9 protein-coding genes are annotated in these 13,236 nt (G+C 48.2%); 4 read left to right on the forward strand and 5 right to left on the reverse strand.

The features are described from left to right. Positions 1-32 precede the first annotated feature (32 nt). The gene (locus tag LG368_RS11485) at positions 33-1,565 is read left to right on the forward strand and encodes a GntR family transcriptional regulator (RefSeq protein WP_226754866.1); all 1,533 of its coding nucleotides are present in this window, start codon (positions 33-35) and stop codon (positions 1,563-1,565) included. A 29-nt stretch (positions 1,566-1,594) separates the two neighbouring features. Here LG368_RS11485 and LG368_RS11490 read toward each other — a convergent pair whose 3' ends face one another. The 3 genes from LG368_RS11490 to LG368_RS11500 all read right to left on the reverse strand — a co-directional run bounded on the left by LG368_RS11490 (position 1,595) and on the right by LG368_RS11500 (position 4,033). Then, the gene (locus LG368_RS11490; RefSeq protein WP_226754867.1) at positions 1,595-2,221 is read right to left on the reverse strand and encodes a DsbA family protein; all 627 of its coding nucleotides are present in this window, start codon (positions 2,219-2,221) and stop codon (positions 1,595-1,597) included. A 174-nt stretch (positions 2,222-2,395) separates the two neighbouring features. After that, entirely contained in the window at positions 2,396-3,592 is a 1,197-nt protein-coding gene (locus LG368_RS11495) for an amino acid aminotransferase (RefSeq protein WP_226754868.1), read from the reverse strand. Between the two features lie 237 nt (positions 3,593-3,829). Beyond that, positions 3,830-4,033, reverse strand: coding sequence for a PA3496 family putative envelope integrity protein (locus tag LG368_RS11500; RefSeq protein WP_226754869.1), 204 nt, complete (start codon positions 4,031-4,033; stop codon positions 3,830-3,832). A gap of 187 nt (positions 4,034-4,220) precedes the next feature. Between LG368_RS11500 and uvrD the strand changes: the two genes are divergently transcribed. The 3 genes from uvrD to LG368_RS11515 all read left to right on the forward strand — a co-directional run bounded on the left by uvrD (position 4,221) and on the right by LG368_RS11515 (position 8,962). Continuing rightward, positions 4,221-6,434: a DNA helicase II gene (uvrD, locus tag LG368_RS11505; protein ID WP_226754870.1), complete on the forward strand. Its 2,214-nt coding sequence runs from the start codon at positions 4,221-4,223 to the stop codon at positions 6,432-6,434. 101 nt (positions 6,435-6,535) lie between these two features. Continuing rightward, the gene (locus LG368_RS11510; RefSeq protein ID WP_226754871.1) at positions 6,536-7,594 is read left to right on the forward strand and encodes a Gfo/Idh/MocA family protein; all 1,059 of its coding nucleotides are present in this window, start codon (positions 6,536-6,538) and stop codon (positions 7,592-7,594) included. Between the two features lie 255 nt (positions 7,595-7,849). Further along, positions 7,850-8,962, forward strand: coding sequence for a TRAP transporter substrate-binding protein (locus LG368_RS11515; RefSeq protein WP_226754872.1), 1,113 nt, complete (start codon positions 7,850-7,852; stop codon positions 8,960-8,962). A 151-nt stretch (positions 8,963-9,113) separates the two neighbouring features. On the opposite strand, the gene LG368_RS11520 is transcribed toward LG368_RS11515, so the two are convergent. Both LG368_RS11520 and putA read right to left on the reverse strand, forming a co-directional pair. Beyond that, positions 9,114-9,797 (reverse strand): 1-pyrroline-5-carboxylate dehydrogenase, encoded by a 684-nt coding sequence (locus tag LG368_RS11520; protein WP_226754873.1) that lies wholly within the window; start codon positions 9,795-9,797, stop codon positions 9,114-9,116. A 14-nt stretch (positions 9,798-9,811) separates the two neighbouring features. Beyond that, on the reverse strand, positions 9,812-12,934 hold the full coding sequence (putA, locus tag LG368_RS11525) for a bifunctional proline dehydrogenase/L-glutamate gamma-semialdehyde dehydrogenase PutA (RefSeq protein WP_226754874.1): 3,123 nt from the start codon (positions 12,932-12,934) through the stop codon (positions 9,812-9,814). Positions 12,935-13,236 lie beyond the last annotated feature (302 nt).

A 13,236-nucleotide genomic window follows, 5' to 3' on the forward strand; every position in this document is an offset into this window, starting at 1 on the left:
TTTATTTAAATATCAAAAAAAGGTACAAAGTCGTGGCAGATTTTTTATACAAGGGCGTCGTAGACTGGTTCTTAGATCAAATGGCTCAAGACGCTTTGGTGGCCGGCGATCGTATGCCTTCCCTGAGGGCGTTGGCCAAACAGTTAGACCTGAGTTTAAACACAATTATTCATGGTTACGAGTTATTAAGTGAAGAAGGTTGGATCGAATCACGACCTAAATCCGGTTACTTTGTGTGCCATCGAAGTCGCAGCAAACCCGCTTTGCTGTTGGCGGGGGAAACCTTTCATCGATTAGCAGAGCAAGGCACTCAGCCTGCTTGGCGTTGTTTAGCACATCATGCGGCCTTAGTAGACCAAAGCGATGATTTTATGGCGCCAATATCTCGTGGCGATAGGATGCAGTTGCCTGTACTAGGCAAAGGGCATTTGTCTGTACGAGAAGCGGTGAGCGCCTATTTAAAAAACGTTTCTATTAACGTCCATGCGTCAAAACTTTGGTTGGGCAACTCCCCCTTGGCCATGTTTACTCAAAGTGTACAGACGTTGACACAAGTGGGTGACAGTGTGTTGGTACTGACACCGTGTGATCCTCGAATCACGACAACGTTACAAAGTCTGGGGCGCCATGTTATGACTTTGAGCGCAGGGGAGCGAGGCGTCGATTTGGATGTAGCAGCCCGTTGTTTGCAAGAAGAGTCGGTTCGATTGTTGGTGCTACCGGGTCAGTTTTCTTTTCCAGTAGGGCAACTGATCAGTAATTTAAGTTTACGTCGTTGGTTGGCCATTATCGAAGAAGCCAGATTACCCGTTATTGAATGGGATTTATGTTCTCATCTTGGTTATCGAGCCGGTTCTGTTATGGCGTATAAAGCGTTGGATTCGGCTGATCACATTGTGTACATCGGCGGCGTGGAATCAAAATTGTCGGGACAATCTGCGGCTTGGTGTGTGCCTGGTCGACATCACAGCGTATTAGAAGGCGCCTTTTTGGGTGCCGATATGGCCTTGAATGATATTCAACAAGAGACACTCAGTGAAGTGTTGCTGGGGAATACTAAGCGAGCCATTAGCCGACGGGCTCGAAATGTCTGGGCCAATGCCGAACGCATCAAGGCGCATTTGGAAACACAACTGGAAAGTCGTGTCAGTTTTTCGCCAAGCAAAGGCGGTATGTCGCTTTGGGTTCGTCTTTCTCAGCCTTTAGAGGTGAGTAAGATGACGGTGTTGTTGGGAACCTTTCGTCATGCCATTGTCCCTGGTTCCCTTGTCAGTCATGAAGTCGACGCCGATCATTGGTTAGCGGTGAATGTTACCTTAGACGATGTGGAACCACTGGCAAAAGCGTTGGCGGAACATGTGGCTGCAGAGCCGATGGAAACAGACAGTACAGAAGCTTCTAACATGGAAGAGTCCGTTATTGAAAAGCCAACTTCTGTGCCTGAAAAAAAGCGCACAGCAAAAGCGCCGCCGACAAGAAAAGCCGATAAGGCAGCACGCGATGTCAGTGCAGAGCCACTTTACAACCCGATGTTGGATGATCTGATTAGCCACGACTTTGGCTGAGATTAGGCAAACGTTATGATGAGAAGGCGCTATGATAGCGCCTTTTTTATCGCGTGTAACATGCTGGTGGTCTCGTGGTAGTCAAGAGGAATAGGCGTTAGCTTATCTCCTACTAAGACGGCCAAGGATGGAAAGGAGTTTAATCCTAGCTGGCGCGCTTGCTGTATTTCTTGTTCGATCAGCTGTTTGTCTTTCACATGCTGCATGGCTTTGGTAAACCCTTCGGTGTTGATGCCAATTTGATTGGCACAGTCCATCAAGGTGTCTAGGTTAGAAGGGTTTTGCGCATTTAAGTAATAGGCTTTTTGAATCGCGTGGTACATTTCTTCTTCAAGGCCACTGTTTCGTGCAACGTAACAGGCGCGACACGCGGGGTAAGTGGAACGACGTGGCGAGGCGGTACGCCAAAAGTCAAAATTAAACTCTGTACCCAAGGCCGATTGAATATGATGCCATGTACCCTCAAGTTTGGCTTTCATTTCATCTGGCATAGGCACATCGGAATCCACGGCAAGCCCACCTAACATCGGTTGGATGGTGAGCTGGTTGGCATCCATTAAGCCCTGTAGCGACTGTTGTAGCTTGGTCCATGTTGGGTGGAATCCCCAACACCAACTACACATGGGGTCATAACAGTAAATCAGTGTGGCGGCCATTGTTGGCTTCCTTATTTGGGTTAATGTTTGAGTTAAGTACTGAATAAGATACAAAATCACGCTTTAAGGTATCAGTCTCAAGGATCATAAAACAGGTAAAAACTACAAAAAAACGGCCACAAGCATAGCTTGTGACCGTTTCATTAGAATGACGTTTTAGCGGTAGAGACGAGATTAGTCTTTTAAAATCGCTGCAATCGCGTCACACAAGGGTTCCATGTTGTCATGGGTTAAGCCTGCAACACTGATACGACCTGAACCGACGATGTAGATGCCGTATTCTTTACGCAGCTGTGCGACTTGATCAGGGGTTAAGCCAGAGAACGAAAACATCCCTTGTTGCTTCGAAATAAAGGAAAAGTCTTGGCTGACACCTTTAATGCGCAAGGTGTTTACGAACAAGCTGCGCATTTCATGAATACGCGTACGCATGTCTTTCACTTCACTTTCCCAAAGGGTGTACAAATCTTCGTTATTCAATACCTCTGACACAACCGCAGAACCATGGGCTGGTGGGTTAGAATAGTTGGTACGAATGCAACGTTTTACCTGAGTAAAGGCGTTTTCTGCCTGTTCTGCGGTTTCACACAGAATCGTCAAAGCACCAACACGCTCGTTGTATAGACCGAAGTTTTTAGAGAAAGAGCTGGCGATCAGCATTTCTGGCACGTGCTCAAGGAAGGTACGCAAGCCCTGAGCATCTTCTTGTAAGCCTTGACCAAAACCTTGGTAAGCAAAGTCGAACAAAGGTAGGAAGCCTTGTTTGCTGCATAGCTTGGCTAATTGATACCACTGCTCTGGTGTTGGGTCTATGCCGGTTGGGTTATGACAGCAACCGTGGAATAACACAACATCGCCTTCCGGTACTTGTGACAAGCTGGCGAGCATGGCTTCAAAATCCAAGGATTTTGCATCGGCATCGTAGTACGCATAGCTACCCACTTCTAAGCCAACCGATTGGAAAACAGACTGATGGTTTGCCCAAGTTGGATTGCTGACCCACATGGTGGCTTCAGGCAAGTGTTTCTTAATAAACTCTGCCGCGACACGTAATGCCCCAGTGCCGCCTGGAGTTTGTGCTGTTTGAGCAAGTTGCTTAGTAATAATCGTATGATCTTTACCAAATAAAAGCGTTTGCACGGCGGAGCGATAAGCTGGCGCACCTTCAATGCTGAGGTAGCTTTTGGTGGTCTCTTTCGCTAACAGGCGTTCTTCTGCCAGTTTAACGGCTTTCAGAATCGGTGTGTTGCCTTGCTCGTCTTTGTATACACCAACGCCCAGGTTGATTTTATTGGGATTGGTGTCTTTTTTGTAAGCGTCATTTAGGCCAAGAATTGGGTCTGCAGGAGCAGCTTGGATATGTTCAAACATGGTAACTCCCCAAGAGGGTTATTGTCTTTCTTGCTATGGATGAGAGGGTGTAAAAATCAGGTTAGTATGGTACTCCAAGACGTGAGTAACTGCCATAATTTGAGGCGAAAGGAACGTTATTTCCCCAAGGTAAAGGGAGAATATCAAAAGTAAGGACACTTTCGCTAAAAACGACCGACTTAATAAAAGCATCAAGTCGGTACGGAATAACACAGGGTGTGTGGTAAGGCTGACGTGTCAGTTCATGTCGTCATCCCAGCCATTGGAAATATCATGGTGCAAACGCTTTTGTTCCAAATGCTGTTCAATGGCGCGGCGAGCTCTTAGTAAGCGGGCCGCATCTTCTTTTTGATGACGCTCTTTTGATTCATTTTCTAGGCTGATAGAAGCGTGCATGATGTGGGTTTTTACTTCACTGAGTGTTTCTACATAATGGCTCATCGCAATCCCCTTTTATACATTCGATAACTTTGAGTGCCTTGGCACTGTTATCGGCAGTTGAAAAAAGTCAAAATAGACAGACAACGCAGTATTCAAATCAATAAAAAACGCAAATCGATTGGAAATCAATCTATTTTGTACGTGATTTTTATGACAAACAGATTAATTTTAACCATGGCGGAATGTAATGGACGTTTCTTTTATCCTCGATTCACTTAACGACAAGCAACGTGAAGCGGTCGCCGCACCGCTGCAAAATAGCTTGGTACTGGCGGGTGCGGGGTCGGGCAAAACACGAGTCTTGGTTCACCGCATTGCTTGGCTGATGCATGCCTACGAACTCTCACCTTACAGTTTGATGGCGGTGACCTTTACCAACAAAGCCGCCCGGGAAATGCAGGGCCGTATTGAGCAGTTGGTGGGCGTGCCACCTCAAGGCATGTGGGTCGGCACTTTTCACGGCCTAGCACATCGGTTGCTGCGTGCTCATTGGCGTGACGCCGGGTTAAAAGAAAACTTCCAAATTATGGACAGTGATGATCAGCTGCGTCTCGTTAAACGCATCATGCGTGAGCTTAGTATCGACGACACCCGTTGGCCGCCTAAGCAAGTGTGTTGGTTTATTAATGGACAAAAAGATGAAGGTCGCCGTGCGGCGCATGTTCCTGATAGCCACGATCCCTTTTTCAAAGGCATGCGCGAACTTTATTACCATTATGAAGACGCCTGTGAACGCGGCGGCTTATTAGATTTTGGTGAGCTTCTACTGCGTGCCCATGAATTAATGCTCAGTACACCGACCTTGCTACGCCATTACCAAGACCGCTTTCGTCATGTGCTGGTGGACGAGTTTCAAGACACCAACACCATTCAATACGCATGGTTGCGCATCATGGTGGGTGAGCAAGGCACGATTACTGCGGTCGGTGACGACGACCAATCTATTTACGGTTGGCGTGGGGCGAAAATCGAAAACATCCAGAATTTCACCAAAGATTTCAAAGACGTCGGCACCATCCGCCTTGAGCAAAATTATCGCTCTACAGGGCATATACTCAACGCGGCAAACGGCTTGATTCAGAACAACAACGACCGTTTGGGCAAAGAGTTATGGACCGAAAGCGGCGACGGTGATGCGATCTCTTTGTACGCCGGATTCAACGAGCAAGACGAAGCCCGTTTTATCCTTGGCATTATTAAGCAATGGCGTGATAAGGGCACGGCGCTGGCAGACATGGCGATCTTGTACCGTTCCAATGCCCAGTCACGAGTCATTGAAGAATGTTTAGTAAGGGAACAGATTGCTTATCGAATCTATGGTGGGCATAGATTCTACGATCGTTTGGAAATTAAAAATGCCTTGGCCTACGCACGTTTGGCGCTGGACCCCAACGATGACGGCGCCATGGAGCGTGTCATCAATGTTCCTCCACGGGGCATCGGTGAGCGCAGCATTGGCACCTTGCGAGAGATTGCCCGCGACAACGGTTGTTCCATGTGGCAAGCGGCGCAAGAAGTCGTCCGACAATCTCTTATGACGGCTCGGGCAACGAACGCGATCAAGGCCTTTTTACATCTCATAGAGGGCCTAACGACCACGGTGCAACAGCCGGATTTGAATCTTAATGATATTTTTGAACAGATTATCGAAGAAGCCGGTCTGATTCCATTTCATGAAAAAGAAAAGGGCGAAAAAGGCGAGGCGCGCATTGAAAACCTAAAAGAACTTATTGGTGCCGCAGGGGGTTTTAGCTGGAGCGATGAAGATGAAGAGTTCAGCTCACCATTGATGGCTTTTCTTGATAAAGCCGTCTTGGATGCGGGCGACGCCCAGGCCGACGAATACCAAGATGCGGTACAACTAATGACCCTGCATTCCGCCAAAGGCCTAGAGTTTCCTTTGGTCTTCTTAACCGGTGTTGAAGAGAACGTCTTCCCGAGTAAGATGTCTTTTGAAGAACCTGGTCGCCTCGAAGAAGAACGTCGCTTGTGTTACGTGGGCATCACGCGCGCGATGGAAAAGCTTTATATCACTTATGCAGAGTCCCGTCGTTTGTTTGGCAGCGAATCCTTTAATAGCCCATCACGCTTTATTAAGGAATTACCTGCAGAGTGTTTGGAAGAGGTCCGTTTACGTTCACAAGTCAGTCGCCCCGTGTCTTTGCAGCGCCCAGACTATCAGCAAGAAAAAAGCAAACTGAAAAACAGCAGTCTACTGAACAGTTACAAAGCGCCAGAAGTGACGGTTAACATGGGGGACAGAGTCAAGCACCCCGTCTTTGGCGAAGGCTTGGTGATTAACTATGAGGGACAAGGGCCACAAGCTCGGGTACAAGTGAACTTCGATGATGAAGGCACTAAATGGCTGGTATTGTCGTTTGCGAAGCTGGAAGTGCTATAGTTTTTTGCTTGCCTGTATGAAAAGACACTCTGCACTGTAAGGGTAAATCAGAGAGCCATTGTTACATCATAATTATAAAAATGAGACATAAGGAGTGAAGCATGACAATTCGTGTGGGTTTGATTGGTTTTGGTTTATCAGGACGGATATTTCATACGCCGTTTGTGATGAATGATGCTGGTATGACGATGACGTATGTGTGCAGCTCTAAAACGGATGATGTGCACGCTGTGTTGCCAGACGTGACGGTTGTGCCGTCTGCTGACCTTGTGTGTGCTGCAACGGAAGTCGATTTGGTGGTGATCAGCACACCAAACGCATTGCACTTTGAACTGGCAAAACTGGCTTTGCTCAATGGAAAGCATGTGCTGTTAGAAACGCCATCTGTTACCCAATTGGTGCAGATAGAAGCCTTGTGTACCCTGGCTAAGCAAAAAGGTCTGGTTTTTTGTGTGTACCAAAACCGCCGCTTCGATGGGGATTTTCTGCGTCTTAGTGCGCTCATCAAAGAAGGTACTTTGGGCGAACTCAAGCACCTAGATTCCCGCTTTGATCGTTTTTGTCCAACGGTACCTGCTCATTGGCGCGAAGAGCCTGGGGCAGGCGCTGGGGTGTTCTGGGGCTTAGGATCTCATTTATTGGATCAAGCACTTTGCTTGTTTGGACCACCGAAGTGGTTGCATGCCAGTATTGATTCATTGCGTGACAACAGCCAAACCCACGATTGGTTTGAGATAGAATTGGGCTACGACGACAAGCGTATTCGTCTTGCGTCAACGCCTTTTGAAGCAGGCGATATGCGTCGATTCAATGCTCGCTTTACGCAAGGCAGTTGGCAGTGTGTGGGGCAAGACCCACAAGAAGAGGCCCTGCAGGTTGGGCAAATGCCATGGGAACCTTATTTCCCTTCCAAAGCTTCTCAGCAACGTAACACGCGTTTTGTGGCGTCGTCTCAGGGGGATATTGAACCCATTTTAGAGTCTTCTACTCAGGGGTGTTACGCGTCCTTTTATCGGCAGTTGCGTGATGCCATTTTGGGCAAAGCGGACGCTCCCGTTTCGATGAAACAGGCGTGTCAGCTGGTGTATTTATTAGGCTTAGCAGAACAATCCGCTGAAAGTGGTCAGCGTATGTCTTGGTGGTATATGCCACGCTTTTAAGGTGTTTTTTGTTGTTTACTCGACAAATACTGCCGATTATCACAGAAAATGAAAAAAGCGCTTGAGAGGCAAGACGGCAATTCATACTATTCCAACCACTTAGTGCATAGAATGTGACTAAAGGGTCAATGTTGACCGGTGACGACAAGCTCATCAAGCATTGCTCCGCATCGCAGAATTAGGGTTGTGCGGTGTACCTCGCCAAAAAATGGCATTTTTATAAAATAAGTGAACGTTTCCTAAAGGATAGAATAGATGAAAACAATAACAACGTGGGGCAAGCTGGCATTAGCGAGCTTGGCAGCGGCAACACTTGTTGCGTGTGGTGGGTCTGAACAAGCAGAAGACACGGCAAACGTTGCGCAAAAAGTGGAAAAAATTGAGTGGAAAATGGTCACTACTTGGCCAAAAAACTTTCCAGGTTTGGGAACGGGTGCCGAGGCGTTGGCGAACAACATCAACCAAATGTCCGATGGTCGCTTAGAAGTTAAGGTATACGCGGCGGGTGAACTGGTTCCTGCTTTGGAAACGTTTGACGCGGTGTCTCGCGGTACAGCAGAAATGGGTCACAGCACGGCGTATTACTGGAAAGGTAAGGCGCCTGCAGTACAATTTTTCTCTTCTGTTCCTTTTGGTATGACAGCGCAAGAGTTTAACGCGTGGTTAGAATACGGCGGCGGCTTGGAGTTATGGGAAGAGGTGTACGCACCTTTTAACATCATTCCAATGGCGGCTGGTAATTCAGGCGCGCAAATGGGCGGTTGGTTTAATAAAGAAATCAACTCGGTTGATGACTTTAAAGGGCTAAAAATGCGCATGCCTGGCCTAGGTGGCGAAGTCATGAAAAAAGTGGGTGCTGTCATGGTGAACTTGCCAGGCAGTGAAATCTTTACGGCATTGCAAACGGGTACAATAGACGCGACAGAGTGGGTTGGACCTTACAATGACCTTGCTTTTGGTCTGTACAAGGCGGCGAAATATTACTATTACCCAGGTTGGCAAGAGCCGGGTTCCGCGATTGAGGCCTTGGTCAACAAAGATGCTTTCAACGCGTTGCCTGAGGATCTACAAGGGATTGTCCGTGCAGCAGCACAGCAAGCAAACCTTGGTATGTTAAACGAGTTTACGGCGCGCAATAACGCGGCTTTAGAGACCTTGGTGAATGATCATAATGTGATCTTGAAGACTTTCCCGAACGATTTATTAGAAGCCTTAAAAGTCGCTTCTGATGAAACCCTTCAAGAAATTGCAGCAAACGATCCAATGAGCCAGAAAGTCTACGATTCGTTTAAAAGCTTCCTAGACTCTGTCAGTGCGTGGCATGACATTTCTGAGCGTGCCTTTATTAACGCAAGAGCAGACGATTAATCGTAACGCTTTTACATTGACAGTCCGCCTCTAATCGCGCGTACTCAGCGCGATTAGAGCAAAAAAAAACCCTGTTTTGACATATCAAAACAGGGTTTTTTTCATTAGAACGATGGCAATGGTGATGACAGATCGATGTCAAAGCAAAGTATTAGTCGTTCATACTGCCGAGAGCCAACAAGGTCGCGTTACCGCCTATGGCGGTGGTGTTATTAGAAACAGTACGCTCCGTCACGAAGCGCAGCAGATAATGTGGCTTTGCGATGGTAGACAGTGTATCGGCGTCGGTTTCTTCAATCAGCTGACAAATCAAACCGGCTTTTGCCGCAAGGCGAACATTAAGTTGTTGCGCTTCTTCTGACGAACAAATGACGGCTACCCCAGCGAGATGGTCCGCTTCAATCAACGAATCTTGCGCAGACTCAGCGATATTTTGCACCACCCCCTCTGGTACGTAAGGGCTAATCATGTCCATGATGTCTTGGCCGACAGGGCCCACTGTGATCACGGGGTTACCCGCAATCAACGCCGTGAATACCTGACCGACTAATCCTACTTTTGCGTTTTCTCCGTCTATAAGAGACAAGCAAAGAAAAGGACCACGACCTTGGTTTGATAGCTCATTGCGTTCACCGGTTGGCCCGGGTAAAACGCGCGTTTCAGCGATGGCTTGTTTGGCGTTACTCATTTGCCACGCGGCCATGTTGCGTTCAGCCGTAGCGAATGCCGCTAAGGCTTTTTCTAGCTTTTCAGCGCGGCCAGACACACCGAGTGTGTCCCAAGCTTCAAAAATGCCTTGCGCGACCTGAATTTGGATAGGTTGTACGATGGTCATAATAAAATCTCCCCTTAAAGGTCTTGCTCAATGGCAAAGCGTTGCAAATAGTGTGGACCACCCGCTTTCGGGCCTGTACCAGACAGACCTTGGCCACCGAATGGCTGAACACCTACCACCGCACCCACTTGGTCACGGTTAACATACATGTTGCCGACACGAGCACGGCTGACAATGCGGGCACAGGTCGTTTCGTTACGGCTGTGAACCCCCAGAGTCAAACCAAAGCCTGAGTGGTTAATGGTGTCGATGATCTTATCCAAGTCACGAGCTTTGTAACGTACCACATGTAAAATGGGTCCGAATTTCTCTTCGGTTAATTGATCGATGCTGTCAATTTCAAATGCCGTGGGCGCCACATAGGTGCCTTTATTGGCGAAAGAAGGCAACTCCGATTGTGCAATGAGTTTGGCTTCTTTATTCATGCGCTCTATGTGTTCAAGCAACATGGTTTGGGCTTTTTTGTCGATGACAGGGCCTACGTCCGTACTGTGTAAATACGGTAAACCGACGGACTGTTCTTGCATGGCACCTTTGATCATAGGAATCACACGCTCAGCGATGTCGGTTTGCACGAACAAGACACGCAAAGCAGAACAACGTTGACCTGCAGAGGCAAAGGCTGAACGCACGGCGTCGCGTACGACTTGCTCCGGCAAAGAGGTGGAGTCCACCAACATGGCGTTTTGACCACCCGTTTCGGCAATCATAGGCACTGGCGCGACACCACGATTGGTCAGGGTACGGTTAATCAATTGTGCCGTGCCTGTTGAGCCGGTAAATGCTAAGCCAGCAATGCGCTTATCCTGTGTAAGTGGTGCGCCTACGCTGGCACCATCTCCTGGGATAAGGTGCAAAACGTCACCGGGCACGCCTGCTTGGTGTAACAATTCAATGGCGCGACAGGCAATTAAGCTGGTTTGTTCCGCTGGCTTCGCAACGACGGTATTACCGACAACCAGGGCCGCAACGATCTGGCCGGTAAAGATGGCCAATGGAAAATTCCAAGGGCTGATGCAAGCAAAGACGCCACGGCCTTTCAGTTGTGCTTGTTTCTGCTGACCCAAGAAGTCCGTATAGCGAGTGGGCGTGGCAAAATGGCTGCGTGCTTGTTGTGCGTAGTAACGACAGAAATCGACGGCTTCACGTACTTCATCAATGCTGTCTTGAATGGTCTTGCCCGCTTCACGGTGGCACAAGGCAACCAATTCAGCATAGTGCGTTTCCATTAAGTCGGCCATCGTATCGAGGCAGTCGGCACGCTCTCCGGCAGGTCGTGCTGACCAAGCTGGGAAAGCACTTTCGGCTAGATCAATAGCGCGAGTGACGGTTGAGGCGTCTCCCCATTCAATTTGACCTGCCGCTTCGCTGTGATCATAAGGGCTGAGCACCGCATGAGTATGACCGGTTGCAATCTGCTTACCGCCTACGATAGGCGAAAAGTGCCATTGGGTTGCTTGTCCCATAAACGCGTTCACCTTGGCTTGGAACGGCGTCCACTCAGAAGCGATTTCAATATTTGGACCAAAAGAGTTTTTGCGATCGTCGAACAGCTTTGAAGGCAAGTTGATGTAAGGGTTCGACAATGACTTACGACTTTCTAGCGTGGTAACAGGGTGATCAACCAAGTCAGCAATGGGGTAATTAGCATCAATCAAGCGGTGTACAAAGGAGCTGTTGGCCCCGTTCTCTAAAAGACGGCGTACCAAGTAAGGCAGCAAATCTTTGTGACTGCCGACCGGTGCATAGATGCGTACACAGATATCGTTGTCTTTAATTAAGCGGTTGTACAAAGCATCGCCCATGCCATGCAGACGTTGAAATTCGAATTCGTTGGTGCTTGCGCCCAACTTTGTGGCGATGCAGTTGATGGTGGCGATGGTGTGGGCGTTGTGGCTGGCAAACTGTGGGAAAACGTTCGCGCGTGCGTGTTCACTGAGCAAAAAGTGCGCACAAGCCAAGTAGGACACATCGGTCGCTTCTTTGCGAGTGTAAACAGGGTAGCCATCGATGCCACGTTGCTGGCACAGTTTGATTTCAGAGTCCCAGTAAGCGCCTTTCACCAAACGAATGGGAATGCGATCACCGTGTTCTTTGGCTAATGCTGCCAACCACACGAGCACAGGCAAAGCGCGTTTTGAGTAGGCTTGCACCACCAGGCCGAATAAGCCCCAGCCTTTTGTGACGTCGTCGCGATAGAGTTTTTCAAACAGTTGCAAAGACAACTCTAGGCGATCCGCTTCTTCGGCATCGATGGTGATGCCGACGTTCAGAGCACGTGCTTTAGCAATTAGGCCTTTGACGCTGTCAAACAGTTCGGTCATCACGCGTTCTTCACAACCCACTTCGTAACGAGGGTGCAGGGCAGACAGCTTGATAGAAATCGTTGGGCGATGCTTTTGGCTGTAGGTGTCTTTTCCGACAGATTCTACCGCCTGTTCGTAGGAAACCAGGTATTTCTTTGCATCATCAGCGGTGAGGGCCGCTTCCCCTAACATGTCAAACGAGTAGGTGTAGCCTTTGTCACGGTAGCTTTTGCCACGGGAAAGGGCTTCTTTGATGCTACGGCCCAAAACAAATTGATGTCCCATTACCTTCATGGCTTGGTTCATCGCTTTGCGAATGACGGGTTCAGAAACGCGATTGACCATGCGGTTGACTAAGTTGGCTGGGGAACCATCTTTGTTTTCGTCCATGGTGACGATTTTACCTGTCAGCAACAGGCCCCAAGTGGAGGCGTTGACGAAAAATGAGTCGGAGTTTTTCGCATGAGAGGCCCAGTCCGCGACACTTAAGCGGTCCTTGATAAACGCATCCGCGGTGTCTTTGTCTGGCACGCGCATTAAGGCTTCAGCCAAACACATTAACAAGATGCCTTCTTTGGTGTCTAGGCTGTATTCCAACAATAGAGCATCGATCATCGACATGCTGTCGTCGTCTTTGCGAACCTCAGCAATGAGGTGAGAGGCGGCATTGGTCTGGGTGACCAATTCACTGTCGGTTGGCTTTGCTAGGGGCAAAAGCGCTTTCAACCATTGATCTTCGTCCGTCTTATAAAGAGGGGAAATAAGCTGCCACAATTCATTGAGTGGGCGCTGAATAAAGTTAGGTTGTAATACCTCAATCGCTTTAAACATGGTTGTTCTCTCCCGCATTAACCTAAAATTTAGTCTGTTTTTTTTTAGGCAAGGCCGCATTAGTGTGATGAAACGGGTGACGTGTTTTTATGGTCTGTTTTTGCTGATATTTACCAAGAAATACACGTCTGGATAATGTTGTCACTTTAGTCGTCCCTGAATAATGGCGTTTCAAACAAGAAACGCCATGGTATTTTTAGGCTTTTCCATTAAAAACGTTATTTTTAGCCATATGCGCTGTAAAAAAGACCCAAAATATTGGGCACAATAAAGCCACTTTAGTAGCTTACGCAGGTTCTGAC

Origin of the sequence: Marinomonas algarum, from assembly GCF_020532605.1 — a bacterium.
In the GTDB taxonomy this organism is placed as follows: Bacteria; Pseudomonadota; Gammaproteobacteria; order Pseudomonadales; family Marinomonadaceae; genus Marinomonas; species Marinomonas algarum.